The organism is Amycolatopsis cynarae (assembly GCF_026802195.1).
Taxonomy (GTDB): domain Bacteria; phylum Actinomycetota; class Actinomycetes; order Mycobacteriales; family Pseudonocardiaceae; genus Amycolatopsis_E; species Amycolatopsis_E rhizosphaerae.
In genome coordinates this window covers 2,796,109-2,822,995 of record NZ_CP113836.1, presented here as the reverse complement: position 1 = coordinate 2,822,995, position 26,887 = coordinate 2,796,109, and the positions used below count along the sequence as shown (strand labels likewise).

Sequence of the window (26,887 nt, the reverse complement as noted above, 5' to 3'; positions counted from 1 at the left end):
ATGCTGCTGGTCGCGGCCTCAAACGGCAAGCACGCCGACCCCGGCCCGCGCAAGCGATGACACCGAGACGACGACGCCAACGGCCACGACCATGAGAGACAGCCGACTATGCTCAGGTCGTGTCCGGTCCGAGCCTGCGGCTTCGACATCTCTGGTGCACGGACACCACGGCGGTGTCCGCACGGACAAGGAGACCACCATGAAGTACATGATCCTGGCTTACGGCTCCCAGCAGGACTACGACGCCATGGCCGGCAAGGCCACCGGCGGCCCGGCCTGGACGGCCGAGGACTTCGCGGCGATGGGCGAGTTCATGGAGAAGTTCAACCAGGAACTGGTCGAGTCCGGTGAGCTGGTGGAAACCCGGGCCCTGGACGCGCCGGTGCACACCAGGCGGATCAGCAATGGGCCGGACGGGGAGCCGGTGGTGACCGACGGGCCGTACGCGGAGACCCAGGAGGTCCTGGCCGGGTACTGGATCGTCGAGTGTGAGAGCTTCGACCGGGCAACCGAGATCGCCTCCCGGCTCAGCCGCACACCCGGTCCGGCGCACGTGGCCGCGCGGGCCTACGCGGACGTCCGGCCGATTGCCGAGTCGCGCGCCGACCTGGAACCGTGATCGGTCCATGTCCGGCACCGAGGTCGAGGACCTGTTGCGTGAGCTGGCGCCGCAGGTCCTCGGCTCGATCGTCCGCCGTTACGGGCATTTCGACCTGGCCGAGGACGCGGTGCAGGAGGCGCTGCTCGCGGCCGCGACCCAGTGGACCGGCGAGAGCACGCCGGCCAATCCGCGCGGCTGGCTGATTACGGTCGCGTCCCGGCGTCTGGTCGACCTTCTGCGCAACGAGCAGGCCCGGCAGCGGCGGGAGGACACGGTAGCCACTTGGACACTGCCGTCCGACTGGTTCGCACCGCCCGCCGACCGGCCGGCCACCGACTCGGACGACACGCTGATCTTGCTGTTCCTGTGCTGTCATCCCGCGCTGTCGCCCGCGTCGCAGATCGCGCTCACCCTGCGCGTGGTCGGCGGTCTGACCACCGCCGAGGTGGCCCGCGCGTTCCTGGTGCCCGAAGCCACCATGACCCGGCGGATCAGCCGCGCCAAACAGCGGATCAAGGCCAGCGGCATACCGTTCCGCATGCCCGCCGAGGCCGAACGGGCCGGCCGGCTGGCCGCCGTGCTGCACGTGTTGTATCTGATCTTCAACGAGGGCTACGCCAGCACCTCCGGCGCGAACCTGGTGCGGGTGGAACTGTCCACCGAGGCGATCCGGCTGACCCGGCTGATGCACCGGTTGCTGCCGGAGGACAGCGAGGTGACCGGGCTGCTGGCGCTGATGCTGCTCACCGACGCGCGGCGCCCGGCGCGCATCGGCAAGGACGGCGTGCTGATCCCGATGGCCGAACAGGACCGGAGCCGCTGGCACACTGGGCAGATCGCCGAGGGTATCGGGCTGATCACCCACGCGCTGCCCCATGGCACGACCGGGCCCTACCAACTCCAGGCGGCCATCGCCGCGATCCACGACGAGGCGCCCAGTGCCGACGAGACGGACTGGCCGCAGATCGTCGCGCTCTACGAGGTGCTGCTGCGGATGTCGGACAACCCGGTGGTCGCCCTCAACCACGCGGTCGCGGTGGCCATGGTCAAAGGACCCGATGCCGGGCTGGACCTGCTCGGCACGCTGGCCGGCGACGGGCGGATCGCGGCAGACCACCGATGGCACGCGGCCCGGGCGCACCTGCTGGAACTGACCGGTGACCGCGTGGCCGCGCGCGAGTGCTACCAGACCGCCGCACAGCGCACCAGCAGCATCCCACAGCAGCGCTACCTGAACCTGCGGGCCGCCCGGCTGGCCGAGCACAACTGGTGATCAGGTGCAGCGACGAGATCGGCGGAGCGAACAGCTCGTTGCCCACCGCCTGGTGCTGATCGCACTGGTGATCCCTGTCGAACGGCGAGTCGCGGCGCCGGTGCTGCCACTGTTGACGCTCACCTCGCGGACCGTCGTGATCGCCTCGCTCATCGGGTTCATCGCCAACGTCGCGATGTTCGGCTTGCTGGTCTACCTGCCGACCTACCTGCAGGTCGTGGACGGGGTTTCGGCCACGCTGTCCGGTATTGGTAATCCCGGCTGTCAGAACTTGTTGAGATCGCGTGTGGCCTGACGTGCCATAGGGTCGCTGTTACGACACGTCGCGCCGTTGTCGGTACAAGGAGCCGGCGCGGTAACTGTCGCGCCCGGCGCATCGTCCTGCTCACGGTCTTGTACATGACACCGCCTCACGCCATGGTCCGCTGACCAGCGCAGTTGACGGGGGTGGACTACCCGTTGCGTGCGTCGAACTCGGTCGGCAGCGTCTGCTGGGTGGCCGCCCACGACGCCAGGAGCGCCAGGTTGTCCGCGGTCGGCGTGCCCGCGGGTGCGGTGTAGACGGTCAGGTGCAGGCCGGGTTCGGCGGGCAGTCCCAGGGTCTCGACGTCCAGGTCGAGCCGGCCCACGATCGGATGGTGCATGCGCTTGCGTCCGGACCGGTGCAGCCGCACGTCCTGAGATGCCCACCGTTGCCGGAACAGCTCACTGCGCGTCGACAGCTCGCCGACCAGGGCGATCAGCTCCTCGTCGTGCGGGTTGCGGCCGGCTTCCATGCGCAGCTTCGCGGCCACGTCACCGGCGACCTGGTCGTAGTCGACGAAGAAGTCCCTGGCCGCCTCGGGAGCCAGATAGACGAACCGCGCTGTGTTCGCGGGCCGTCGCGGGTCGGCCAGCACCGGTGAGAACAGCGCGCGGGCGAGTTCATTCATGGCGAGCACGTCGTAACGTCCGTTGCAGATCCAGGCCGGCGCGTCGGAGATGGCGTCGAGCACCTGCCGCAGTGTCGAGCGCACCTTCACGGCAGGCCTGCGCCGGCGTGGACCGCTGGGAGCCCCGGATTGGCGCGCGAGGTGGAACAGGTGGTCGCGCTCGGCCTCGTCGAGTTGCAAGGCAGAGGCCAACGCGTCGAGCACGCCGTCGGAGGCACCGGCGAGGCTGCCGCGCTCCATGCGCACGTAGTAGTCGACCGATACCCCCGCCAGTAGCGCTACCTCCTCGCGACGCAGGCCTTTGACCCGACGATTGCCGCCGTAAGCGGGCAGGCCCGCTTGCTCGGGCGCGATGCGGGCGCGACGCGAGCTGAGAAACTCCCGGATGTCGGCGCGTAGATCCATCGTGGCCATGCCCTCACGGTAAGCCCGTCCCGCAGTCCAAGGGAGGTACTGCGGGTACCCCGACGACCGCATTGGGGACCCGACTTGGAGGTGTTCACGAGGGACCGTCGGCCGCCGGCAAAGCCTCGCGCCGACGCCTAGGGGGTACCCGATGCGGTCGTCGCGATGCCGCCGTCTACCGCGATGATGGTGCCCGTGAGGTAGGCTCCGGCCCGGCTAGCGAGGAACACGGCGATGCCTGCCATGTCGTCGCCGCGGCCGAGCCGGCGCAGAGGGGCCTTCTCGGCGATCGTGTCGCCGATGGCATCGAGCGTGGACGCCATCATCTGCGACGGGAACGGTCCCGGTGCTACCGCGTTCACCGTGACGTGCTGTGGGCCCAGTTCTCTGGCGAGCACTCTGGTGAGCTGATGGAGTGCCGCTTTACTGCTGGCGTACGAGTAGTTGGGCGCCTGGGCGACGTGGATGGCGGCGATACTGCCGATGTTGATGATCCGCGCGGGATCATCGGCGGTGCCCGCCCTGCGAAGTGCGGGCAGCAGCGCCTGCACCAGCCAGAACGGCGACTTGAGGTTGAGGTCGATCACTGCGTCCCAGGCCTCGTCCGGGAACGTCTCTAGCGGCTCGCGCCACATCGCCCCCGCGTTGTTGACGAGGATGTCCAGGCGGTCCGAGTCCACCTTGACAAGATCAGCGAGGCGCTGACACTCGTCGTGCCTGGACAGGTCGGCGGGGATTGCTTGAACGTCGCCGAATTCGGACAGTAGATGCTGTGCCTCCGCGCACGTGTCTGCTGTGCGTGAACTGATGACGACGCGGGCGCCCGCCTGCAGAAGGCCGCGCGCTATCATCATCCCAATGCCCCTGGTGCCGCCGGTGACAAGGGCATACTTCCCACTCAGATCGAAAAGTTCTGCATGAGTGGTGAATTGGTTGTCCGCCATTGGTCTCCGTCCCTTCTGTCGTGGAAGAACGCGCCGACACGGTCGCGCATTCGGGGCAGCCGAATTGAACTGATGGGGGTAAAGCTGCAGTGCGTGCCCATGGAGTGTTGTCGGCGCTTTCGTTCGGGCGCCTACTCGACCAGGTTGACAGGCGTTTTGGACGTCTGGGAGACCCTGGTGATACAGGTACTGTGAGAGCCACCCTTGCCTGGTGCCCCGACTCACGCTGTCACACGCGGCCCAAATTCATATCCAGGACGGGCGCGTTCCCGAGCAGTTGAAGTCACTGTTCGGCCGCTAACCCGCTCGAATTCTGCACCGGCTTCCGGGATCGAGGTCGAACTGACATCGTCGACGCGTACTGCCTTGACGCCAAGCGCTGCGCCGATCAGCGGGCACTCATCGGCGAATCTCTGCGGCCAAGCCGGGTCGGAGGCTACGACCTTGATTTCGCGATCAGCTCCACGGTCGCGATCGTATCGATCGGGCATCCGGAAGGGTTGAGACACAGACCCGCGACCTGAGATCTGGCGTTGAGGTTGGTTCCGGACGAGTTGTGGGAACTGACCGCCTCGTTGATTCCGCAGTTCACCCCGCGCCGCCAGGGTGGCGGGACCAGGCCGGTCGAGGATCGGGCGGTGTTCACCGCGATCGTGTACGTGCTGACCAGCGGGTGTGCCTGGCGGCACCTGCCGGCCGAGTTCGGTGTCTCACCGGCCACGGCGCATCGCCGGTTCACCGCCTGGATCCGGGCCGGGCTGTGGCCCCGGCTGCACCGGGCAGTGCTGGACGAGCTCGGAGCCAAGGGGCAGATCGACTGGGCTGCGGCGATCGTGGACGCCGCCGCCGTCCGGGCGAAAAAAAGGGGGATCGCTGACCGGCCGCCCCAATCCGGTCGATCGGGCCAAGAGAGGCAGCAAACTCCACGTGCTGTCCGACGCCGCCGGGCTGCCGCTAGTGGTCGGTGTCTCGGCGGCCAACACCGCCGACATCGAGGCGTTCAAGCCTTTGTTCATGGCCTTGCCGCTGATCCGCTCCCGGCGCGGACCGCGCCGCCGCCGACCGTACAAGGCCCGCGCGGACAAGGGATACGACTCGGCTGAACTGCGCGCCTGGCTGCGCCGCCGCGGTGTCACGCCGCGCATCGCGCGCCGCGGCATCGAATCCAGCGAGCGGCTCGGCCGGCACCGTTGGAAGATCGAGCGCACGATCGCCTGGATCTTCGGCTACCGCCGGCTCACCGTCCGCTACGAACGCTCGGCCAACCTGTTCGCCGCGTTCCTCACCCTCGCCGCCACGCTCACCTGCTGGAAGAAGCTTGCCACGTGACGCTCTTGCGTAGGAAGGCCTCAAGCTGTTCGGCGAAGCCCGGTGCTGCGGCGACGAAGTGACCAGCGCCCGGATGCACGCTGCGCTCGCCACCGAGCACATCCGCCAGAGCGTCGCAGATCCGCTCGAGCGCGGCCGCGTGGTCTCCGGACGCGACGAGCACTGGGACGCCGGCGCCACGGATCGCGTCGAGCTGTGGGTGCGCCTCCCTGGTCGGCCGACCACCCTGCGCCCGCCGAACGCCGGCGACCACGTTCTCGGGGAGCGGGCCGTCACCGACGGGCGCGCCCGCGAGATGGAGGAACTCGCGCAACTCGGCCGGGTCCATGTCCATCCCGTGGGTGAGGACCGCATCGCCGATGCGCTCGAGCCGCGCCACCTCGGGATCGTCAGGGACAAGGTAGTGGAGCGGCGGCTCGATCAGGGTAAGCGAGCGCACGCTGCCTGGCGCGGCGGCGGCCGCGATCAACGCCCCGAGGGCGCCGTAGGAGTGGGCGACAACGTGCGGGCGGCCGACGAGCAGCGGCGCCAAGTCCAGGGCGTCCACCTCGAAGTCCTGACACTCCTGCGGTGGTGGACTCGGCGGATAGCCACGGCGATGGACATATGCCAGCGTCCACCGATCGGCCAGCGGAGCCAAAGCGCCCCACGTCGTCCGCGGGCCAGCACCGCCATGCACAAGCAGGACCTCGGGCCCAAAGCCATCACGCACCACCACGATCTCGCCCACGCGGCGAGCATAGCGACGCACCGTGAGACACGGCGCAAGGAGCAGCACCTTCACAGCGCCACGTGAGACACGCTCTGAATAGGGGGCAATAACCTTCTTCAACGAAAGATGCGGCCACCGAACCGTTCAGCTGTCCGCCGTGTTCTTCTGCCGGGCGCCCTCCGCCGCGCACGGCTCAGAAGTGGTCGACGTCCACGATCGCCTGTGTGAAGGGTACCGGCGCCTCCTGCGGCACGTTGTGACCGATGCCGGTGAACACCCGGTGCGCGTACTTGCCGGTGAACTTGCCGCGGTAGGCCACGCCATTGGCCGCCGCGCCGTCGAAGTCGCTGCCGATCGTGATCGCGGGGACCGCGATGGGCGGCGCGGCCTGCAGCTTCTGCTCGTAGGAGTCGTACTGCGGCTCGCCCGGCGCGAGGCTCAGCCGCCACCGGTAGTTGTGCACCACGATCGCCACGTGGTCGGGGTTGTCGAACGCCGCTGCGCTGCGGTCGAAGGTGGCATCGTCGAAGTTCCACGCGGGCGAGGCGTTCTTCCAGATCAGCTTGGTGAAGTCGTGGCGGTTGCGCGTGTAGCCCAGCACACCCCGCTCGGTCGCGAAGTAGTACTGGTACCACCAGCCCAGCTCGGCCGCGGGGGCCAGCGGCTGCTGGTTCGCGGTCAGGTTGACGATCAGGTAGCCGCTCACCGCGACCAGCGCCTTCACCCGCTCCGGCCACAGCACGGCGATGATGGCGGCGGTGCGCGAACCCCAGTCGTACCCGCCGAAGACGGCCTTGTCGATCTTGAGCGCATCCAGGAGCGCGATCACGTCGAGCGCGATGGCCGACTGCTGCCCGTTGCGCACAGTCTGCGGGGACCGGAACGTGGTGCTGCCGTACCCACGCAGGAACGGCACGATCACCCGGTATCCCTGGGCGGCCAGCAGCGGCGCGACGTCGGCGTAGCTGTACGGGTCGTAGGGCCAGCCGTGCAGCAGCACCACCGGCTGACCGGTCGCGGGCCCGAACTCGAAGTAGCCCATGTCGACCACCCCGGCGGTGATTTGCTTGACCTGCCCGAGCGAGGTGTTCTTGCCGGAGCCCGCGCGCAGGTCCGCACCGGTCGGGGCCGTCACGACCGGTTCCGCGCCCGGCTTCGGCGAACAGGCGGCCAGCGACGTCGCCGCCACACCCGCCGCGATCGTCTGCCCGAACAATCTCCTGCTAATCATCTGAAACACTCCCGTGCGAGGTACCCGGTTGACGTCGCTGACGCTAGGTACCTCGCGCGGGTTTCCGCGCCCGTCGGATGACGCTGCCGGTGTACGTCACTCCAGGTTCGCGAGCATCCCGGCCAGGTCGGCGCGGGAGCTGACGCCCAGTTTCGGGAAGATCCGGTGCAGGTGCGTGCCGACCGTGCGGTGCGACAAGTACAGCCGCTGCCCGATTTCCCGGTTGGTCAGTCCCTCAGCCGCGAGCTGGGCGATGCTCAGCTCGTGCGGGGTCAGCTTCGCCCGCGCGTCCGGGCCCCGGTTGGGGCTCGACTCCCCCGCGCTGCGCAGCTCGCGCCGCGCCCGCTCCCCCCAGGACGTCATGCCGAGCGCGTCGAACGTCTCCCGCGCGGTGCGCAGGTGCGTCCGCGACTCCACGACCCGCCGCTGCCGCCGCAGCCATTCACCGAACGCCAGGTGTACCCGCCCGCGTTCGGCGGGCCAGCCGGTCAAATCCGCCCGCAGCGCCTCGAGGAACAGCTCTTCGGCGTCCTCGGTGGACGCGAGCGCGGCGCGGGCGTAGCGCAGTCCGATGTGGAGCGCCGGGGACGGGGACGTAGTCCCCAGCGGCTCCATGTCCGCCAGGATCTTCCGCATCGTCTCGGTGTGCCCGGATCGCACCGCCGCTTCGGTCAGTTCGGCGAGGCAGTAGGCGCGCAGGGCCAGCTGGTAGGCAGGGTCGGCCGGATCGAGGATCCGTCGCAGTTCGGCGAACGCGTCGTCGAAGCGGCCTTCGCTCAGCGCGGTGAGCCCGCGGGTGAGCTGGACGGTGGCCAGGACGGGCCGGGCGCCCGCCGCGAGCCCGGCCCGCTCCGCCTCGTCCGCCAGCGCCGTGGCCTGCTCGTGGTCGCCGCGCAGTGCCGCGATCTCCGCCTGGACGGCCTTGGCGAGGCCGAACATGAACGGCTGATGCGTCTCCTGGGCGAGCTTGGCGGCCTCGGCCGCGATCGGCACCGCGGTGGGCAGGTCCCCGAGCCGGGTCACGCTCCACGCCTGCACGGCCAGTGCCCGGGGCAGCAACCCGAGCAGGCCCTGTGCGCGCAGACCGGGCACGGCCGCGGCCGCGAACCGGGCAGCCAGGTCGAACGCACCGACCTGCATGGCCGCGCTGCCCAGGTAGCGGTCGACCGCGGAGTCCGTCCCCGCGGTACGAGCCAGGGCGCGCAACCCGGCGAGGACGGTCTCGCCGCGCTCGAACGGGACGACGTACGCGGCGATCGCGACCTTGCGCGGGTCGTCGTCGGGCAGTGGCAGCCGGTCGGACACGGCCAGCAGCGCGCGGCGGGTCTCCGGACCGGGTTCGGACCAGAAGCAGCGCATGGCGGTGCTCCACAGGATCCGCGCCGCCACCTCGGTGTGCCCGTCACGGGCTACCCACTCGGCCAGCTCGCCCAGCTCCGCGACGCGCGTGGTGTCCTCGCGGACCCCGTCTTCGAACGTGCTGAGCAGCCACGCCGCGGCGGCGCGCTGGCGGGAGGTCAGGTCGAGGGCCTGCGCCTCGCGAACCAGGCGTTCCACGGTGTCGCGGCGGCCGCAGTCGGTGGCCAGCTCGGCGGCGCGCAGCAGGCGCAGCCCGCGCCGCTCCGGCAGTTCGCTGAGCCGGGCCGCCTGCTCCAGGGCGGCGACCGCCGCGGGGGCGGCACCTTTGCGCCGGGCCCGTTCGGCAACCCGGTCCAGTTCCTCGGCCACGGCCTCGTCGGCGGTCGTGGTCGCGGCGGCCTGGTGCCAGGCGCGCCGGTCCGGGTGCCCGGCCAGTGTCGCGGCGAGCGCCAGGTGCGCGCGCCTGCGCTCGGTGGGTGTGGACGCCGCCGGGATCGCCGAGCGCATGAGCGGGTGCCGGAAGGTCACCGCTCCCGCGGACACCTCGGCCAGCCCGGCCGACACGGCCGGCGCCAGGACCTCCACATCGACCGGGTCCTGCCGGACCCAACCGGTGGCGGACAGGGTTTCGGCGAGCGAGTCGCTCTGGTTGAGCGCCGCGACCAGCAGCGCGGCGCGGGTCGCGGACGGCAGGCCGGCGACCCGGGCGGTGAAAGCGCGTTCGAGCCGGTGACTCAGCGGCAGTACCGGGTCGAGCACCGCCAGATCGGCCACGGCGGCGGGTAGTTCGGCCAGCGCGAGCGGGTTGCCCGCCGCCTCCGCGAGCACCCGCTCGCGCGCAGGTGCGGCCAGACCCGGGGCGACCGAGTCCAGCAGGCCGGCGGCATCCTCATCGGACAGCCGCCCGACGGGCATCGGCAACAACCCGGCGTCCCGCAGCGAACAGCGTTCGCCGTCGCGAAGGGTCGCGATCAGCGCGACGGGCTCGGACTCGATCCGGCGGGCCACGAACGCCAGCACGTCCACGCTCGCCCGGTCCAGCCACTGCGCGTCCTCCACGACGAGCAGCAGCGGCCTGTCCGCGGCCTCCTCGGTGAGCAGGGTCAGGGCCGCCAGGCCGACGAGGTAGGTGCTCGGCTCGTCGCCGTCGGCGAGGCCGAGCGCGGTCCGCAAGGCGGCCCGCTGCGGCGCCGGCAGCGCGTCCACGCCGGCCCGGACGGGGTAGAGCAGCTGGTGCAGCCCGGCGTAGGCGAGGTTCTGCTCGGCTTCCACACCGGTGATGGTCAGGACGCGCAGTCCGGCGAGCGAGGCCGCGGACACGGCCGCGGTGACGAGCGCGGACTTCCCGATGCCCGGTTCCCCGGTCAGGAGGATCCCGCTGCACTCCCCCGGCCCGTCCACGAGCTCGGTCAGGCGCTTCAGTTCGGTTTCGCGTCCGAACAACCCCATCCTGCGGCACCCCTGCCCTCGGTCTCCCGAAGGCGACGATACCGAAGGTGCCCGGTCCGGGGTTTCACCCAGTTCAGACTGGTGTCACAGCGCGGATGCGCGGCGCCTTCCGTGCCCTCCGGAAATGCCGCAGAACCAGATGATCGAGACCAGGCCGGTGCTTTTGTCCACATCGGATCCGACGCACTCGCTTTTCCCTGGATCACGGCAAGGGCATGTCGTGCTCGATCCAGTTGGTGACGGAGGGACGCGAGGGGCGCCAGCCGAGTGCACGTGCCCGGGTGGCATACACGCGGCTGTTGGCGCCGAGCGCGTAGCGGGCGAATCCTTCCCCCCACACGGCCGCGGCGGCGTCCAGATCCCACGGTTCGGCTGGCCCGAGCCCCAGCCGCCGGGCGATCGCCTGCCCGATCTCGGCGAACGAGATGTCCTCACCACCCTCCACGAAGTAGAACCCTGTGGCCGCGGGCATGGTGAGAGCCAGGTGGTAAAGGTCGGCCATGTCGTCGAGATGCACGGTCGACCACCGGTTGAGGCCGCGTCCGACCACGCGGACGGTTCCACTGCTGAGGGCCTGGGTGACCAACGGTGGGATGAGCACGGTCTGCGGGCGGGGGCCCGTGCCGTTGCCGTAGATCAGCGAGTTGCACAGCACGACCGTGCGCAGCCCGCGCCCACCAGCATCGACGACAGTGGTATCGATGGCGTGCCGGGCCCGCCGGATCTCGTGGTTCCCCGGACTGAAGGGCACGGCGTCGTCGAAGACAGTCGTTGAGGCGCTTTGCCCCTGGGCGTCATCGCCGATGACGCTGGTTCCGCTGGTGTGGACCAGGATCTTGCCCGAGCCGCGCAGCGCACCGATGAAGGTGTCAACGGCGCCGCGGTGATCACTGTGTGCGGTGTTGATGACCGCGTCCGCCCGCCTTGCTTCTCGCTCGAGTAGGGCGGCGTCGTCGAGGTCGCCGACGACCGGTTCGATGCCGGCGGCGGCGAGGGCATCGACAACTCCGGGGGTGCGGGTCAACCCGCGCACGGTGTGCCCTTCGCGGATAAGGCGCTTGGCGACGGCTCCGCCGATATAGCCGCTCGCGCCGGTGAGGAAAACGTCCATTTTGAGTCCTTGCCGGGGTGTGTTCGGGTTGGTGGTCTAGCTGCGGAATCTGCCGGCCGCGCGGAGGGCCTTGTCGAGCGCCGTGCGCTGCCGCTGGTCACCGAACTCGTCGATGCGGGTGATGTGGCCATCGTGCACAGTCACCAGCAGGCAACGGGAGATGTGCACCGGGGTGCCGTCCTCCAAGTCGCCCGAGGCGGTTGCTGCCATCGCGAAACCGTCCCGGTCGACCCTGAGGGACCAGATCCGGTCGGAGTGGCCACGGACCATTTCCTTGGTCGCGCGTAGCATCCGCAGCATCGCGCCCGCGAGCTCGCCACCGGGCAGCGACATCGTCTCGGGGTCGAAACTGTGCCAGACCTCCACGGTCTCGGCGAACAACTCGTCGAATCCGGGGTCGACTTGCGTCAGGCTGTACGTCTGCACGAACCGGTTGGCGACGTCGTGAACGGGGGTGTTCGCCGCCGTCATCGGCGTCAGCAGGCCCATGAGCTCATTCCCGTTCGCTTGATCGTCGGTCACGCCCGTAATGTACGAAAAGAATCGGGCAACAGCCTATTTTCTTTGCCGTTACAGCAAAAACCACTTTTCTCATGGGTGTTGTCCGCGAGTTCCGGCCCCCGGCCAAGGCGGTTACGGCGGCGGACGGGTCCCCGGCGGCAGTGACCTCCGCCGTGGACGACGCCGCCCGCTTCACCACGAAATCGGGCGCCCACAGTATTTCCCGAGGGGTTCGAGCGGGGCTCCGGCGCACGAACGAGCGCCGCCGGCTCAGTGGGCCGCAGCAGCCGACTCCTGCTCGGCGGAGCCGGGGTTCGAGTTCCGGGCTGCGTGCTCTGGACTCGAGTTCGCAGCGACGGACTTGAGTTCCGTCGCCACGCCCACGATCAGCTGGGCCAGTCCCGTGTCGCCCGGGTCGGTCAGCCACCGATCGAACGCGATCACGAACGCGACGGTGGCACACTCCGCCGCGATGGCCGCAGTGTTCGCCGGCACACCGCGAGCCACCATTCCGCTGCTCAGCGCCGCGCTGAGCGAGGACATCTTCAGCAGCTCGCGCTCACGAAGGTTCGGATTTCCGGCGATCACCCGCGCGCGCCGCGAGAGAAAGTCGCGGCGTGATTCGAACCGGATCGCGGCTCTCACGTACGCGGCCGTCGCCATGTCCAGCGGAGGCGCTTCGTCCATGACGGCGATCTCGTCGAGGACACGCGTTCCGAGGTCTTCGGCGCCCGCGAAAAGCACTTCGCGCTTGTCCGAGAAGTGCCGGAAGAAGGTCCTCTCCGTGACGCCGGCACGCGCCGCGATGTCCGCGATGGTCGTCGATTCGTACCCCTGTGTCTCATAGAGGTCCAGGGCGGCGGCGACCATGCGACCGGACGCGTCGGGTTCCCAGCGGCTCACCACCTCACGATAGTTGATGTCACATGATGACATCAACTTCATGTACGTTGCGTCCACGATCTCCCGCAGCGCTGATTCCCCCGCCCGCGCGTCGCGTCCCGTGAGCACCAGGTTTCCGCCCCTGGCCGCGATCAGCCCGGCCGTGACGTGGCCGAGTCCTCCGACGGAACCGGACCCGGTGACGAGCGCCGTCTTGCCTGTGAAGTTCATTCACACTGGAGTCGCTGACTCGCAATTGGGCCGCGGAATGGGCACCCGCCGGGATCCGCGTCAACGCGGTGGCGCCGGGGCCGATGACGACAGCCAAGACGGTTGCCGCCCTGGGTCCGGAAGTGGGCGGCATGGGCAGGACCACCGCATTGGGTCGAGTCTCCGACCCCACCGAGGTCGCGGAGGTGATCGCCTTCGTCGCGAGCGACCAGGCGAGCTACATGACGGGCGCGGTGGTCGCGGTCGACGGAGGACGAACGGCGATCTAGCCGTAGCGACCTGAGTGGCGACGCGCAGTCGGATGATCTCGGTTTAAGGGAGGACCTCCGGGTTTGGTGTGGATCACCACAATCTGCACCACGCCACGGAGGTCCTCACGGCACACCACAACGCCTCGCCGACTCCGGCCGGCAGCGCCTGGCCCGTTGTGCCGTGGACGATGGCTGGCCCCTTCGGCGAGCGGCCGAAGGATTCCGGGTCTCGGTGTCCAGTAGCTCATCCCCAGCCGCGATGACAGAATCTGACATCAGAGTGATGACAGAGACCGACATGAGTGCTACGGTGATGTCACGAACTGACATCAAGCTTCTCGCCCCCGGCGGGAAGCCCGCAGCAGAAGGAACACACCATGCGCGTATTCGTCACCGGAGCCTCTGGCCACGTCGGCTCCGCCGTCGTTCCCGAACTCCTCGAAGCGGGACACCAGGTCGTCGGGCTGGCCCGCTCGGACAAGTCCGCCGCCGCATTGACGGCTGCCGGTGCCGAGGTGCACCGAGGCGACCTCGACGATCTCGGCAGCCTCGCCGCGGCCGCCGCCGCAGCCGACGGCGTCATCCATCTGGCCTTCAAGCACGACGCCATGTTCGCCGGCGACTTCGACAGCGCGGTCACAGCGGACCTGCGCGCCATCGACACGCTCGGCAACGCGCTCGCCGGCACCGGCAAGCCTTTGGTGACCACGTCGGGAACCATGCTGTTCGCCTCCGCGGGGCTGGAAGACGCCGCCACGGAAGCCGACGTGATCGACGCAGGACCGCGGATCGACGCCGAGAACGCGGTGGTCGCACTCGCGGAACGCGGCATCCGCTCGTCCGTCGTCCGGCTTGCTCCGACCGTGCACAGCACGCTGGACCACAACGGCTTCATCCCGACCCTGATCTCCATCGCCCGCTCGAAGGGCGTCTCCGCTTATGTCGGCGACGGGGCCAACCGCTGGCCCGCCGTGCACACGCTCGACGCGGCACGCCTGTACCGGCTGGCGCTGGAATCCGCGCCGGCCGGGTCACGGCTGCACGCCGTCGACGACGGGGGAATCACCTTCCGCCAGATCGCCGAGGGCATCGGCCGCGGGCTGAACCTGCCCGTGGTCAGCATTCCGGCGACGCAGGCCGAAGCCCATTTCGGCTTCCTCAGCGGCCACGTCACGGCCGACAACCCGTCCTCGAGCACGCTGACCCAGAGCCTCCTCGGTTGGAAGCCCTTCCAGCCCGGCCTCCTCGACGACCTCGCCCAAGGCCACTACTTCGGCGCCCCGGCCACCACACACTGAGCCCGCCCCCAACTCTGAGCGCCACACCCAGGCGCTGCCCGGCTGGTCACCAAAACCCCATCCCAGTAAGGAAGAACCATGCCCCGCCCCCGTCCCGCGATCGACAGCGAGCTCGCCACAGCACTCCAGGCCATGCCGATCGGCCCGAACGGCCTCTTCGACCTGACCGACGTCCCCGCCACCCGCCAAGCCGTCAACGCGCTCGCCGAATCCATCGCCGACACCATCCCCGACGAGCCCACCGTCACCGCCCACGAGATCCACGTGCCGCGCGACGGAGCCCCCGAGGTCCCGGTCCTCCTGCTGCGTCCGCAGAACGCGCCCGGGGCGCTGCCGGTCATCATGTGGTTCCACGGCGGTGGGCAGGTGCTCGGCTCCGCCGCCCAGGACGCCCCCTGGCTCAAGCAGCTGTCCGCGGTACTCGGCTGCGCCGTCGCCGCCGTCGACTACCGCCTAGCCCCGGAAACCCCCGCGCCCGGCGCCGCCGAGGACGGATACACCGCCTACCGGTGGATCAGCGACCACGCCACCGATCTCGGCCTGGACTCCACCCGGATCGGCCTGGCCGGCCAGAGCGGAGGCGGAGGCATCGCCGCCGCCACCGCCCTTCTGATCCGCGACCGCGGCGCAGTGACCCCCCTGTTCCAGCTGCTGATGTACCCGATGCTCGACGACCGCAACACGACCGACTCGAGCCGGGAGATCACCGACATCGGCATCTGGGACCGCGCGACCAACCTCCTTGCCTGGCAGGCGATCCTCGGCGACCGCGTCGGCACCGAGGACGTCACGCCCTACTGCGCCGCCTCCCGGGCGGCCGACCTCGCCGGCCTGCCTCCGACCTTCATCGGCGTCGGTGAACTCGACGTCTTCCGCGACGAGAACCTCGACTACGCCGCGCGCCTGCGTACCCACGGCGTCCCCGTCGAGCTGCACCTCTACCCCGGCGCCTACCACGCCTTCGACCTGTTCGCCCCGCAGTCCCAGCTCGCGGAGAGCTTACGGCACGCCTGGAACAACTACCTCGCCCGGCACCTCGCCAAGGCCCCGGCAACGCCGGCTGCCTCGTAACACGCGGGTCTGACGGCGGGCCTCCTCTCCGGAAACCCACCGGCGCCTCCGAGCCGATTGCCACACCGCTCCCGGCTCGGAGGCGCATCCGAAACGAAATTGGAGTACTCCCATGCGCATTGGAGTCCCTTGCGAGCCCGCAGGGGAAACGCGCGTCGCCGCGACACCGGCGACCGTCAAGCAGCTGACAGGGCTCGGGTACGACGTGGTGATCGAGGCAGGGGCCGGGACGCTCTCCGCCTTCGCCGATGAGTCGTACGTGGAGGCCGGGGCACGGATCGGCACGGGCGAGGAGGCGTGGGGCGCCGACATCGTCTTCCGGGTCAACGGCCCGTCACCGGGCGAGGTGGGCAAGCCGAAGGACGGCGCCACACTGGTCTCCACACTCGCGCCGGCCCTCAACCCCCAGCTGGTCGACGCACTCGCGGCGCGGCCGATCACGGTGCTGGCGATGGACGCCGTGCCGCGCATCAGCCGCGCCCAGTCGCTCGACGTGCTCTCGTCCATGGCCAACATCGCCGGCTACCGCGCGGTGGTCGAGGCGGCCCACGAGTTCGGCCGCTTCTTCACCGGCCAGGTGACCGCCGCGGGCAAGGTACCGCCGGCGAAGGTGCTCGTCGCGGGGGCGGGTGTGGCCGGCCTGGCCGCGATCGGTGCGGCCTCGTCGCTGGGTGCGATCGTGCGCGCGACCGACCCGCGCCCGGAGGTGGCCGACCAGGTGAAGTCGCTGGGCGGCGAGTACCTCCCGGTGGTGGTCCAGGAGGAGACCCAGCAGTCGTCCGACGGCTACGCGAAGGCCACCTCGGACCTCTACAACGAGGCCGCCGCGAAGCTCTACTCCGGCCAGGCCGCGGACGTCGACATCGTCATCACCACCGCGCTGATCCCGGGGCGCCCGGCGCCGCGGCTGTTCACGGCCGCCGACGTGGCGAGCATGAAGCCGGGCTCGGTGATCGTCGACATGGCCGCCGGCACGGGCGGCAACGTCGAGGGCAGCGTCCCCGGGCAGCGGATCGTCACCGGCAACGGCGTGATCATCCTCGGTTACACCGACCTCGCCGGCCGCCTGCCCACCCAGGCGTCGCAGCTGTACGGGACCAACCTGGTCAACCTGATGAAGCTGCTCACCCCGGGCAAGGACGGGAAGTTCGTCCTCGACCTCGACGACGTCGTACAGCGCGGCATCACCGTGGTCAGGGACGGTGAGAAGCTGTGGCCACCGCCGCCCGTGCAGGTCTCGGCGGCGCCCGCCGCCGGCAAAACGGGGCCGGCAGCCGACGTACCCGCCAAGGCGGAGAAGTCGCCCATGAGCGCCGTCACCAAGCTCGGCCTGAGTCTGGTCGGCATCCTCGCCTTCGGCCTGGTCGTCGCCTTCGCCCCGGCCCCGCTGCCGCAGCACTTCACCGTGCTGATGCTCGCGATCGTCATCGGCTACTACGTGATCGGCAAGGTCCACCACGCCCTGCACACCCCGCTGATGAGCGTCACCAACGCCATTTCCGGCGTCGTCGTCGTGGGTGCGCTGCTGAAGGTGTGGCACCCCGACCACCTCATGCAGTCGCTCGGCGCCGTCGCCGTCCTGCTCGCCTCCATCAACATCTTCGGTGGCTTCGCGGTGACACGCCGCATGCTTGCCATGTTCAGCAGAGGGAACTGACGACATGACCGTCTCCGCCATGGCCACCGCGGCGTACGTCATCGCCGCGCTGCTCTTCATCCTCAGCCTCGCCGGACTGTCCAGGCACGAAAGTGCCAGACACGGCTGGACCTACGGCGTCGCCGGCATGGGCGTCGCCCTTCTCGCCACGATCGTCTACGTCATCGGCACCGGCCACGACCGGGCCGGCGGCAACAGCACGCCGGGCATCGTCCTGATGTTCGTCGCCGTCACGGTCGGTGGTGCGATCGGCCTGTGGCGTGCCCGGATCGTCCAGATGACCGGCATGCCCGAACTGATCGCCCTGCTGCACTCCTTCGTCGGCCTGGCCGCCGTGCTGATCGGCTGGGTCGGCCACCGCGAAAGCCTGCTGGCCGGCGAGCCAGCCGAGTCGCCGAGCTCGCTGTGGAACATCCACAACGCCGAGATCGCCATCGGCATCTTCATCGGCGCGGTCACCTTCACCGGCTCGATCGTGGCCAACCTCAAGCTGTCGGCGAAGATCAAGAGCGCCCCGCTCATGCTGCCGGGCAAGAACCTCATCAACGTCGGCGCGCTCGTCGTCTTCGCCGTGCTGAGCGTGGTCTACATCGTCGTCTCCCACGACAGGACCGACAGCACGGGCACGATCGTCCTCGCCCTGATCACGCTGGTCGCCCTGGCGCTGGGCTGGCACCTGGTCGCCTCCATCGGCGGCGGCGACATGCCGGTCGTGGTCTCGATGCTCAACAGCTACTCCGGCTGGGCCGCGGCGGCCTCGGGCTTCCTGCTCGACAACGACCTGCTGATCGTCACGGGCGCGCTGGTCGGCTCCTCGGGCGCCTACCTGTCCTACATCATGTGCAAAGCGATGAACCGGTCCTTCGCCTCGGTCATCGCCGGGGGCTTCGGCATCGAGGCCAAGACCACCGACGACACCGAGCACGGTGAGCACCGCGAGATCTCGGCCGAGGAGACCGCCGAACTGCTGGCCTCCGCGTCACGCGTGGTCATCACGCCGGGCTACGGCATGGCCGTCGCCCAGGCGCAGTACCCGGTCGCCGAACTCACCCGCCTCCTACGCGAGCGCGGTGCCGACGTCCGCTTCGGAATCCACCCCGTCGCCGGGCGCCTCCCCGGGCATATGAACGTGCTGCTGGCCGAAGCGAAGGTGCCGTACGACATCGTGCTGGAGATGGACGAGATCAACGACGAACTGGCCGAAACCGACGTCGTCCTGGTCATCGGCGCCAACGACACCGTCAACCCAGCCGCGGCCGAAGACCCCGGCAGCCCCATCGCCGGCATGCCGGTGCTCCGGGTGTGGGAAGCCAAGGACGTTGTCGTCTTCAAACGCTCCATGGCCACCGGCTACGCCGGCGTGCAGAACCCGCTCTTCTTCCGGGACAACTCCCAGATGCTCTTCGGCGACGCCAAGACCAAGGTCGACGAGATCGTCGGAGCGCTCTCCCGGGCGCGGGCGCAGCGCGCTGCAGCGTAGATCAACTCCTCGGTTGGGGAGAGGCCGTCCCCGCCAGATCGGTGCCGGCGACATCGCCTTCCTCGTCGCGACGGCCTTGCTCTAGAGGTCGATGACGACCTTGCCGTGCACGTGCCGGCCGGCCTGGAGCTCGGCCGCGCGGCGGATCTGCTCGACCGGGAAACTTGCCGCGATAGGCACCCGAAGCCGGCCCGCCGCGACCAGGCGGGCGATCTCGTCCAGGGCGCCGACAGCGGCGTTCGCGCCATTGGCCGCCGACACTCCGTCAACTTGCGCGGCGATGGTGCAGATGCGGCCGTCCGGGACGCCGAGTTCCCGTGCGGTGTGCACTGTCTCCGTCCCGTGCAGGTCGATGGCGGCGGTCACACCACCGGGAGCGAGGGCTCGGACCCGGTCGGCCAGGCCGTCGCCGTAGACGACCGGCTCGGCTCCGAGATCGCGCAGGAAATCGGCCGATCCCGCCGATCCCGTCCCGATCACGCGCGCTCCCGCGATCCCGGCCAGCTGAACAGCGAACACCCCGACCCCGCCCGCCGCGCCGCCGATCAGCACCGTGTCGTCCGGGCCGGGGGCGACCACGGCGAGGGCGGCGGATGCCGTGCGGCCGGCGATCGCGAGGGTGGCGGCGGTGCGGTCGTCGACGCCGTCGGGGGTGTGATGGGCCTCGTTCGCCGCGATCCCCCCGGCCGCGTCGATCACCACGAAGTCGGCGACCGCGCGGGACAGGGCGCCTCCGAACACCCGGTCGCCAGGGGCGAAGCCGGACACCCCGGCACCGACCTGGTCGACCACTCCCGCGTAGTCGGTCCCGAACCCGGCCGGGAGGCTCAAGCCGAACCGGGCAGCGGTGTCCGCGTCGGCGGTCATGATCCAGTCCATCGGGTTCAGACCGGCCGCGGTGACCCGTACACGGACCTGTCCCGGGCCTGCTTGCGGAGCGGGAATCTCACGGAGGTCCAGGTTTTCGGGGCCGCCGAACGAATCGAGCCGGACCGACCTGCTCCGGCCCGTCGACGGGTGATCGCTCTGTTGCTGCATGTACGCCTGTCTCCTTGGCTGAGGGAACGCGGCGAAACGGACTATGCTCCGTTTACAGGGACGACCCTAACACAACCGGAGCGTGATCCGTTTTGACTGAAGTGGAGATGCGCGCGCCACGGGCGGACGCAACCCGTAACCGCGACCAGTTGCTCGCGGTGGCGACTCGCATGTTCGTGTCGGCTGACGCCGAGCCGTCGATGCGGGCCATCGCCCGCGAGGCCGGGGTCGGCATCGCCACGCTCTACCGGCACTTCCCGACCCGCGAGTCGCTGGTCGATGCGGTCTACCGGGACCAGGTCGTGCGGCTGACGACCGGCGCCCGTGAACTGCTCGGCGGGCTGCCCCCGGCCGCGGCGATGCGGCGCTGGATGGACTTGTTCGGGGACTGGATCGCGACCAAGAACGGCATGCTCGACACGCTGCTCGCGATGATCGAGTCGGGCGAGATCGCCCATGCACAGACCCGGAAAGAGCTACTGGCGGCCATCACCACGATTCTCGACGCCGGCCGCGCGGCGGGCGACCTCCGCTCCGACGTCACCGCCGAAGACATCGCCGCCTCCCTCATCGGCATCTTCACCGTGGCCCCCCGGCCCGAGCAGGAAGCCAAGGCCGGCCGCCTGCTGAACCTCCTCATGGACGGCCTCCGACCCGCTTCGAATTCCGCGCCCGCATCGGCGCGCACATCTCCGGAGCGATGGACGACGAAGTAGTTCGCGTTCCGCGCGTTCGGCCGCGCCTGCGGCCGGTTGTTCCTCCTCGCCGAAGGCCGGCGAAGATCGGATCCGGTACCGTCGGCACACGTTGTCCGCGGAATGCGAGGAATCGCTGGCCGCCGAGTCGCGGGCGGCGGGATCCGCGTTTCCACCACGCACTGGCTCATTTCGCGCACTCGCTCGCCGAGCCGATCTCCCCGCGAGGGAAGGTGCGTGCAGAACCACCCGGTGCAGGCACAGGCCCACCGACTTCGACGGTCACCAACGGCCGTGATCGATGAACACGGTCAGCGCGTTTACAACTGCGTCGGGCTGCTCTTCAGGAATGAAGTGTCCGGCATGAGGGATGACAACGCCTGTCGCGTTGTCTGCCCAGGGGCGGATTGAAGCGGCCATGTCGGGGATCGAGCCATGGGAACTGGAGATTCCCAGGACCGGGACGGTCAAGTGCTGTCGTCCAAGAGCGTCATGATTCGTACGCGCCGATTCCGCGGCATCGCGGTAGTAGGCGAGAGACGCCCGGAGACCACCCTCGGCCGCGACAGCGGCGGCGTAATGGTCGATCTCGGCACTGTCGAACGTGTTCGGGGACAGCGCTTTGACCTTCAGGAACCAGTCGACGTAGTCACGCTCGCGACCAGCGAGCAGTTTCTCGGGAAGATCGGGCACCAGGTGGAACGCGAAGTGCCAGGTCTTCCAGGCCCGGTCGGGATCCGCGGGGATGGCGTCTGGGAGGGTGATTCCGGGAATGCCGGCGTCAAGCAGAGCGACACCGTGCAGGTGCTCTTCGTACTTCAACGCTAGCGTCTCGGGCGCCCGACGGTGAATGCGTGGTTGTCCGGACCTTCGCCGGATGTGTTTCCACTGGCGATCGCCCGCATTTCCTCCAGCGCGGCGAGGGCGGGCGGCGTGTGCGCGACGGCGTCGCGCACCACGGCCAGGATCGACCGCACCGGCACCGGCCGGACGAGGGGCACAACGCGTGTCCCGGCGGGGAGGTGGGTGGTCCCGAGCTGCGGCAGCACGGTGATCCCGATCCCCGCGGCGACAAACGCGAGCGCGGTCGGGTAGTCGTGCGCCTCGACGTGGAACGGCGGCCGGAATCCCGCCGCTGTGCACGCCTCGAGCAGGTTGCGCCGGCACCAGCCGCGGGCGAAGTCGTTGTCCACCCACCGTTCGGAGCTGAGCTCGGCCAGTTCGATCTCGTCCCGCGCGGCCAGCGGATGGTTCTCCGGGAGCACCGCAACGTAGGGGTCGTCGAGTAAGTGGTGCGCAGTGAACCCGGGCCAGGCCTCGTAGTCCGGGCGTTCAACGGCGATTTGCAGGTCGGACCGCTCAGCCGGGTCGTCGGGCAGCCATTCGCGCAGCGCGAGGTCCAGCCGGACCCTGGGGAACTCGCCAGTGAGCCGGCGGACGACCCGGGGCAGCCATGCGCCGCCAGCCGAGGCGAAGTAGGACAGTGACAGCGACCCGGTCCGCCCAGCCCGCAAGTCCGCGACGACGACCTCGGCCTCACCGAGCCGGTTCAGGATTCCGTCGGCCTGCTCGGCCAGCACCAGCCCGGCCGCGGTCGCGCGCAGCCCGCGGCCGGCCCGCTCGAACAGCACCAGCCCGGTCTCGCGTTGCAGCGCGGTGATGTGCTGGCTCACCGCGGACGGGGTATAGCCCAGGTTCGCCGCGGCCGCCTGCACCGATTGACTGGCGACGACCGAGCGGAAGACACGCAGGCGGTGAACGTCGAGCACCAGAAGACCATACAGCTTGACTGAATCGTGCAGTAGTAAAAATCGCTGGTGCTGAACGATTGTGTGGCGCAGCCTGGCATCATGACGATCTCCCGGCAGCTCCTGCCGCTAGCGGCCGCATCGACGACCGTCGTTCTCTGGGCTTCGGCGTTCATCGGTATCCGGGCCGTCGGACACGACCTGTCGCCCGGCCCGCTGGCACTGGGCAGGATGCTGGTCGGGTCGCTGACCCTGACCGTGATTGTGCTGGTCGCGCGGGCCCGGCGCGGCCCCGCCACGGCGCCGTTGCCACGGGGCCGAATACTCGGAGCGATCGCGCTGTGGGGTGTGGCCTGGTTCGGGCTCTACAACCTGTCGCTCAACGCCGCCGAGAGGCATCTCGACGCCGGCACCGCCGCGATGTTGGTGAACGTGGCGCCAGTGGTGGTCGCCGTGCTGGCCGGGCTGCTGCTCGGAGAGGGCTTCCCAGCCAGGTTGCTGGCCGGGATGGCGATCGCGTTCGCCGGCGTCGTGCTCATTGCGACGACCACCGCGGCCGGCGGCGGCGCGGACCTTTCCGGTGTGCTGCTCGGCCTGCTTGCCGCGCTGCTCTACGCCAGTGCTGCCGTCGCGCAGAAGCGGCTGCTGGCCAGAGTCGACGCGCTGACCGTCACCTGGCTCGGCACCGTTGCCGGGACAGTCGCACTGCTGCCGTTTCTGCCGTCGCTGATCACCGAACTTGCCACCGCGACCGGACCGGCGATCGCCGGAACCGCCTACCTCGGGGTCTTCCCGACCGCGGTGGCGTTCCTGACGTGGGGATACGCCCTATCCCGAACGACCGTCGGCCGGCTCGCCGCGGCCACCTACGCGGTCCCCGCGCTCGTCGTGCTGCTGTCCTGGGTGCTGCTCGGTGAAATTCCCGCGCCGCTCGCGCTGGTCGGCGGTTTGCTGTGCCTGACAGGCGTCGCCGTGGCTACTCGTCGACTGACCGCGCGGCCACCGGCAAAGCTCGAGCCGGCCGCGAACCGGTGAACCATCTCCACAAGGGAATACGCCAGAAACCTGCCACTGGTCTCCGATAACCGCTGCTCGAAGATCCGCGGTGCCTAGTCTCCGAACGACAGGTCTCGTGGTACCCGACGCCGTTCGCGTTAGCCCGCAACGAGGTCGTGGTGCGCCGGATCGGGGACGAATAGCCCCTGCTTAAGCAACTCGTCAGTGTCCGAGAGCAGGCCCAGACCCCTGGCTGTAGCCGGAGGTTGCTCATTGCCGATCACGCACCTTGATGATCTGTTTTAGGGATCACCGTCAGCGCCGAGACGCCGCTCATACAGAACTGATCTCTTCGCCGGTCACTTCAAGGCGTTCGCGGCGAGCCGCAGATCGGTGAAGGCGCGGTCGAGGTGGGTGCGCAGGTCTTCGCTACGATCGGCGCCCCACCGGCGGATGGCGATCGAGTAGGTGTCCATGCCCACCTGGGCACACAGGGCCGCGAGCGGCTCGGCGACGCCCCGGGCCCGCAGAGCGTCGGTGAGCGCGGCGACCAGTGCTGCGCTCTTGGCCAGCGCCCGCTCCTTCAGAGCCGGCGTGGCGACGATGACCGGCGCCCGCCGCTGCGTGACCGGGAGGTTGCGTTCGATCAGCGGCACGGTCTCGTGGAACGCGGCCCGCAGCGTGGGCAGCGGCTTGGTACCGGCCGGCACCGCCGCGACCGCGCCGGTCAGCAGCTCGCGCAGCTCGGCCTCGCCGTCGAAGAAGACCTCACGCTTGTCGGCGAAGTGACGGAAGAAGGTCCGTTCGGTGACGCCGGCGCGGGCGGCGATGTCCCCGGTCGTGGTCTTGTCGTAGCCACGCTCCAGATACAGCTCAAGCGCGGCCTCCTGCAGCCGCAGCCGCACTTCGTCCCGGTTTCGTGGCACGGCCTTGACCCTATCACAAGTGTCAGCAACTGACACCGCTTTGCGTCAGCCACTGACTTGTCGTACTGTCAGTTTATGACACAAATGAGTGTCAGATACTGACACAAAGAAGGCCATCATGGAACAGCGTTTCACCGGCAAGACGGTCGTGGTCACCGGCGCCAGTTCCGGCATCGGCGACGGCATCGCCCGGCGGTTCGCCGCCGAAGGGGCCAACCTCGTCCTCGCCGCGCGGCGCAAGGACCGGCTGGAGGCCCTCGCGGCGGAGATCGGTCCCCACCGCGCGCTCCCGGTCGCCACCGACGTCACCAGCCAGGACGACGTACAGGCGATGATCGACGCCGGCGTGGCCCGGTTCGGCGGCATCGATGTCCTGGTGTCCAACGCCGGTGTCGGCTTGGGCAGGGAGTTCGCGGAGACCACGCTGGCGGACTGGCGGCTGGTCATGGGCACCGACGTCGACAGTTGCTTCTTTGGCGCGCAGGCGGCGCTGCCGTACTTGAAGGAGAGTCGCGGCAGCATCGTCCAGATCGCCTCGGCCTCCGGCCTCGGCGGCGACCGCCGGCTCACCGCCTACAACGCGGCCAAGGGCGCGGTCGTGAACTTCACCCGCGGGCTCGCCTTCGATCTCGGCCAGTTCGGCATCCGGGTGAACGCTGTCGCCCCGTCACTGACCGGGCCCGAAGAACTGGCGACGAAGTACGCCGACATGATCGAACGCTTCAACCGGCGCCGGGCGCTCCCCGGTTTCAGCACCCCGGCTGATGTCGCCGCCGCGGTCAGCTTCCTGGCCTCAGACGACGCCCGTTTCATCACCGGCACCATCCTGCCCGTCGACGGCGGCATCACCGCCGGCAGCGGCCAGCCCTCCCTGTTCTGAAAGGACTTACAATGCCTGGAACCACCGACGCGCTCGACCCTGAACTCGCCGCCGCGTTCGCCGCGATGCCCAAGGCCGCGAACGGCACCCTGCTCGAACTCTCCGACATCCCGGGCCTGCGCGCGCAACTGCGCGCGGCACGTGCCCACCTGCCCGCGACCCCGTCGGACCCCCGGGTCACGATCGAGACCCTGCGCATCCCCCGGGACGACCGGACCGAACTCGAAGTGGTCCTGTACCGCCCGGTCGGCGCCGAGCAAACCCTCCCGGCCCTGGTCTGGTTCCACGCCGGCGCCCAGGTCCTCGGCGACAACGCCCGCGACGACGACGCGTACCACACCGCACTCGCCCTGGACCTCGACTGCGCCCTGGCCGCCGTGGTCTACCGGCTCGCTCCGGAGACCCCGGCTCCCGGCGCCGCCGAGGACGGCTACCTCGCCTACACCCACCTCGCCGAGCACGCCGCCGAGTATCGGATCGATCCCAATCGGATCGGACTAGCCGGCGCCAGTGGCGGCGGAGCTCCTGCCGCGGCCACCGCGCTCATGGTGCGCGACCGGCACGCACCACGACCGTGCTCGCTGTCCCTGCTTTACCCGATGCTCGACGACCGCCTCGAGACGCCATCGAGTTTCGAGACCGTCGCCGAGGTCGTCTTCGCCCGCCCAGACATCCGGCTCGCCTGGGCCGCGGTCCTGGGCGACCGGCTCGGCGCGGAGGACGTGCACCCGTACTCCGCCCCCGGCCGGGCCACCGACCTCACCGATCTGCCGGACACCTTCGTCGCCGTCGCCCAGCTCGATCTGCTACGGGACGAGGGCATCGACTTCGCCCGACGGCTGACCGCCGCCGGCGTCCCGGTCGACCTGCACCTCTACGCCCGCGCGTTCCACGCCTGGGACCGCTTCGCGGCCAAGTCGGCCCTGGCCCGTTCGTTCGAGCAGACCTGGCACAACTTCCTCAGTCGCCGCCTGCACGGCTGAGCTGTTCAAGCCACGGTGGTGGTTGACGTGCGTTTTTCGGTCTACAGACGTGGATTTGGCCGTGCCGCGTTTCCGGTACGGCCAAATCCGCTCGTCATGCGAGAGTGGGTCACCATGACTCGGGTGCTCCACTCAGGACGAGGCCGACCACCGCGCCCCAAGAGCACGGATCCCGCACGCACCCGCTTCCCCCTGGCTCAGAACACGTCAGGCCGCAACAGCCGGGTCGCCAGTCTGCAATAGAGCCGCCCGATCTCGTCCGGGGTGTAAGGCGCTCCGGGAACGAACCAGCGCGCGACATCGATTCCCAGGGAGAGGATCGCCGCGCTGACCCCGCGCAACTCGGGGTCCTCCGGCGCGCCCGGCCCGGACGCCCTGGTGATGACGTCACGAACCACCTGCTCGGTGGCCCGGCGGATTCCGGCGACGGTCTCCGCGTGCTTGCCGGAGAGCGCGTGCAGTTCGTACTGGACGACACGGGCCGTCGTCCGCTGCTCGGCATGCCAGCGGGCGAATGTGTACACCAGCGTCCGGAAGGCGTGTTGCGCTGGGCTCAGCATCGAAGCGGCTTCGACGATCGCGAACGCGCTTTCGTGTCCTCGTCGGCTGATCTCGAAGAACAACTCGTCCTTCGAGCCGAAGTGGACGTAGAGCGCGGCGGTGCTCAGACCGGTTCCCGCGGCGATGTGTTTAAGAGTCGTCGCGTTGAAGCCGCGGTCCGCGAAGGAATCCAGGGCCGAGCGGACGATCGAGCGTGCGGTGGGCGGAAGATCGGTCCAGGAATCCTGGGCGCGGAGGATCTCCTGGCCGGCCTCCGCGGCTCGCGCCACCTCGGTCTCGATCGTCATACGCCCCGTCCCTCGCCGTGCTCCGGGTCTCCATTTCACCACCACCCCTTGCTCGC

At 69.5% G+C, this 26,887-nt stretch carries 26 protein-coding genes; 13 read left to right on the top strand and 13 right to left on the bottom strand.

The window, feature by feature from the left end; genetic code table 11:
• The first annotated feature begins 199 nt into the window (after nt 1-199).
• Genes ORV05_RS13370 through ORV05_RS13360 form a run of 3 tightly spaced genes read left to right on the top strand, consistent with a single transcriptional unit; the run spans nt 200 to nt 2,169 of the window.
• Nucleotides 200-619 carry a YciI family protein gene (locus tag ORV05_RS13370; protein ID WP_268758811.1) on the top strand — a complete coding sequence of 140 codons (420 nt, stop codon included), beginning with the start codon at nt 200-202 and terminating at the stop codon, nt 617-619.
• 7 nt (nt 620-626) lie between these two features.
• Complete coding sequence (locus ORV05_RS13365; protein WP_268758810.1) at nt 627-1,874, top strand: RNA polymerase sigma factor; 1,248 nt, start codon at nt 627-629, stop codon at nt 1,872-1,874.
• Between the two features lie 52 nt (nt 1,875-1,926).
• The gene (locus ORV05_RS13360; protein WP_268758809.1) at nt 1,927-2,169 is read left to right on the top strand and encodes a hypothetical protein; all 243 of its coding nucleotides are present in this window, start codon (nt 1,927-1,929) and stop codon (nt 2,167-2,169) included.
• A 157-nt stretch (nt 2,170-2,326) separates the two neighbouring features.
• Here ORV05_RS13360 and ORV05_RS13355 read toward each other — a convergent pair whose 3' ends face one another.
• Both ORV05_RS13355 and ORV05_RS13350 read right to left on the bottom strand, forming a co-directional pair.
• The gene (locus ORV05_RS13355; protein ID WP_268758808.1) at nt 2,327-3,220 is read right to left on the bottom strand and encodes a helix-turn-helix transcriptional regulator; all 894 of its coding nucleotides are present in this window, start codon (nt 3,218-3,220) and stop codon (nt 2,327-2,329) included.
• A 128-nt stretch (nt 3,221-3,348) separates the two neighbouring features.
• Nucleotides 3,349-4,155 carry an SDR family oxidoreductase gene (locus tag ORV05_RS13350; protein WP_268758807.1) on the bottom strand — a complete coding sequence of 269 codons (807 nt, stop codon included), beginning with the start codon at nt 4,153-4,155 and terminating at the stop codon, nt 3,349-3,351.
• A 527-nt stretch (nt 4,156-4,682) separates the two neighbouring features.
• On the opposite strand from ORV05_RS13350, the gene ORV05_RS13345 reads away from it, so the two are divergent.
• Nucleotides 4,683-5,484, top strand: a protein-coding gene (locus tag ORV05_RS13345; RefSeq protein WP_268759773.1) for an IS5 family transposase whose coding sequence is annotated in 2 segments (ribosomal slippage) — nt 4,683-5,012 and nt 5,014-5,484 — 801 coding nt in all. Because the reading frame shifts where the segments join, the coding sequence is not laid out codon by codon here.
• On the opposite strand, the gene ORV05_RS13340 is transcribed toward ORV05_RS13345, so the two are convergent.
• The 6 genes from ORV05_RS13340 to ORV05_RS13315 form a co-directional block, all read right to left on the bottom strand.
• A complete protein-coding gene (locus ORV05_RS13340; RefSeq protein ID WP_268758806.1) occupies nt 5,456-6,214 on the bottom strand; it encodes an alpha/beta fold hydrolase in 759 nt (252 codons plus the stop codon). The two genes, ORV05_RS13345 and ORV05_RS13340, sit on opposite strands and share 29 nt — an antisense overlap.
• Before the next feature lie 175 nt (nt 6,215-6,389).
• Nucleotides 6,390-7,427, bottom strand: coding sequence for an alpha/beta hydrolase (locus ORV05_RS13335; protein ID WP_268758805.1), 1,038 nt, complete (start codon nt 7,425-7,427; stop codon nt 6,390-6,392).
• A gap of 96 nt (nt 7,428-7,523) precedes the next feature.
• Complete coding sequence (locus ORV05_RS13330) at nt 7,524-10,235, bottom strand: helix-turn-helix transcriptional regulator (RefSeq protein ID WP_268758804.1); 2,712 nt, start codon at nt 10,233-10,235, stop codon at nt 7,524-7,526.
• A gap of 202 nt (nt 10,236-10,437) precedes the next feature.
• Nucleotides 10,438-11,346, bottom strand: a complete 909-nt coding sequence (locus ORV05_RS13325) for an NAD-dependent epimerase/dehydratase family protein (RefSeq protein ID WP_268758803.1) — start codon at nt 11,344-11,346, stop codon at nt 10,438-10,440.
• Nucleotides 11,347-11,382: 36 nt separating this feature from the next.
• Nucleotides 11,383-11,868 carry a nuclear transport factor 2-like protein gene (locus tag ORV05_RS13320; protein ID WP_268758802.1) on the bottom strand — a complete coding sequence of 162 codons (486 nt, stop codon included), beginning with the start codon at nt 11,866-11,868 and terminating at the stop codon, nt 11,383-11,385.
• Nucleotides 11,869-12,117: 249 nt separating this feature from the next.
• On the bottom strand, nt 12,118-12,858 hold the full coding sequence (locus tag ORV05_RS13315) for a TetR/AcrR family transcriptional regulator (protein ID WP_268758801.1): 741 nt from the start codon (nt 12,856-12,858) through the stop codon (nt 12,118-12,120).
• A gap of 107 nt (nt 12,859-12,965) precedes the next feature.
• On the opposite strand from ORV05_RS13315, the gene ORV05_RS13310 reads away from it, so the two are divergent.
• The 5 genes from ORV05_RS13310 to pntB all read left to right on the top strand — a co-directional run bounded on the left by ORV05_RS13310 (nt 12,966) and on the right by pntB (nt 18,717).
• A complete protein-coding gene (locus ORV05_RS13310; RefSeq protein WP_326938151.1) occupies nt 12,966-13,229 on the top strand; it encodes an SDR family NAD(P)-dependent oxidoreductase in 264 nt (87 codons plus the stop codon).
• 359 nt (nt 13,230-13,588) lie between these two features.
• Nucleotides 13,589-14,509, top strand: coding sequence for an SDR family oxidoreductase (locus ORV05_RS13305; RefSeq protein WP_268758800.1), 921 nt, complete (start codon nt 13,589-13,591; stop codon nt 14,507-14,509).
• Nucleotides 14,510-14,587: 78 nt separating this feature from the next.
• Nucleotides 14,588-15,580 carry an alpha/beta hydrolase gene (locus tag ORV05_RS13300; protein WP_268758799.1) on the top strand — a complete coding sequence of 331 codons (993 nt, stop codon included), beginning with the start codon at nt 14,588-14,590 and terminating at the stop codon, nt 15,578-15,580.
• Nucleotides 15,581-15,692: 112 nt separating this feature from the next.
• On the top strand, nt 15,693-17,237 hold the full coding sequence (locus ORV05_RS13295) for a Re/Si-specific NAD(P)(+) transhydrogenase subunit alpha (RefSeq protein WP_268758798.1): 1,545 nt from the start codon (nt 15,693-15,695) through the stop codon (nt 17,235-17,237).
• Nucleotides 17,238-17,241: 4 nt separating this feature from the next.
• Nucleotides 17,242-18,717, top strand: a complete 1,476-nt coding sequence (pntB, locus tag ORV05_RS13290; protein ID WP_268758797.1) for a Re/Si-specific NAD(P)(+) transhydrogenase subunit beta — start codon at nt 17,242-17,244, stop codon at nt 18,715-18,717.
• 81 nt (nt 18,718-18,798) lie between these two features.
• On the opposite strand, the gene ORV05_RS13285 is transcribed toward pntB, so the two are convergent.
• Nucleotides 18,799-19,755, bottom strand: a complete 957-nt coding sequence (locus ORV05_RS13285; protein WP_268758796.1) for an NADP-dependent oxidoreductase — start codon at nt 19,753-19,755, stop codon at nt 18,799-18,801.
• Between the two features lie 92 nt (nt 19,756-19,847).
• Here ORV05_RS13285 and ORV05_RS13280 point away from each other — a divergent pair, with 92 nt between their 5' ends.
• Nucleotides 19,848-20,471, top strand: a complete 624-nt coding sequence (locus tag ORV05_RS13280; RefSeq protein ID WP_268758795.1) for a TetR/AcrR family transcriptional regulator — start codon at nt 19,848-19,850, stop codon at nt 20,469-20,471.
• A gap of 261 nt (nt 20,472-20,732) precedes the next feature.
• Here ORV05_RS13280 and ORV05_RS13275 read toward each other — a convergent pair whose 3' ends face one another.
• Both ORV05_RS13275 and ORV05_RS13270 read right to left on the bottom strand, forming a co-directional pair.
• A complete protein-coding gene (locus tag ORV05_RS13275) occupies nt 20,733-21,272 on the bottom strand; it encodes an alpha/beta fold hydrolase (protein ID WP_268758794.1) in 540 nt (179 codons plus the stop codon).
• Nucleotides 21,273-21,274: 2 nt separating this feature from the next.
• A complete protein-coding gene (locus ORV05_RS13270; protein ID WP_268758793.1) occupies nt 21,275-22,219 on the bottom strand; it encodes a LysR substrate-binding domain-containing protein in 945 nt (314 codons plus the stop codon).
• A gap of 81 nt (nt 22,220-22,300) precedes the next feature.
• On the opposite strand from ORV05_RS13270, the gene ORV05_RS13265 reads away from it, so the two are divergent.
• Complete coding sequence (locus tag ORV05_RS13265; protein WP_268758792.1) at nt 22,301-23,233, top strand: DMT family transporter; 933 nt, start codon at nt 22,301-22,303, stop codon at nt 23,231-23,233.
• Between the two features lie 320 nt (nt 23,234-23,553).
• Here ORV05_RS13265 and ORV05_RS13260 read toward each other — a convergent pair whose 3' ends face one another.
• Nucleotides 23,554-24,120 (bottom strand): TetR/AcrR family transcriptional regulator, encoded by a 567-nt coding sequence (locus tag ORV05_RS13260; RefSeq protein ID WP_268758791.1) that lies wholly within the window; start codon nt 24,118-24,120, stop codon nt 23,554-23,556.
• A gap of 118 nt (nt 24,121-24,238) precedes the next feature.
• Here ORV05_RS13260 and ORV05_RS13255 point away from each other — a divergent pair, with 118 nt between their 5' ends.
• Both ORV05_RS13255 and ORV05_RS13250 read left to right on the top strand, forming a co-directional pair.
• Nucleotides 24,239-25,000, top strand: a complete 762-nt coding sequence (locus ORV05_RS13255) for an SDR family NAD(P)-dependent oxidoreductase (RefSeq protein ID WP_268758790.1) — start codon at nt 24,239-24,241, stop codon at nt 24,998-25,000.
• Nucleotides 25,001-25,011: 11 nt separating this feature from the next.
• Nucleotides 25,012-25,983: an alpha/beta hydrolase fold domain-containing protein gene (locus ORV05_RS13250; protein ID WP_268758789.1), complete on the top strand. Its 972-nt coding sequence runs from the start codon at nt 25,012-25,014 to the stop codon at nt 25,981-25,983.
• Nucleotides 25,984-26,180: 197 nt separating this feature from the next.
• On the opposite strand, the gene ORV05_RS13245 is transcribed toward ORV05_RS13250, so the two are convergent.
• On the bottom strand, nt 26,181-26,831 hold the full coding sequence (locus ORV05_RS13245) for a TetR/AcrR family transcriptional regulator (protein WP_268758788.1): 651 nt from the start codon (nt 26,829-26,831) through the stop codon (nt 26,181-26,183).
• Between the last annotated feature and the right edge of the window lie 56 nt (nt 26,832-26,887).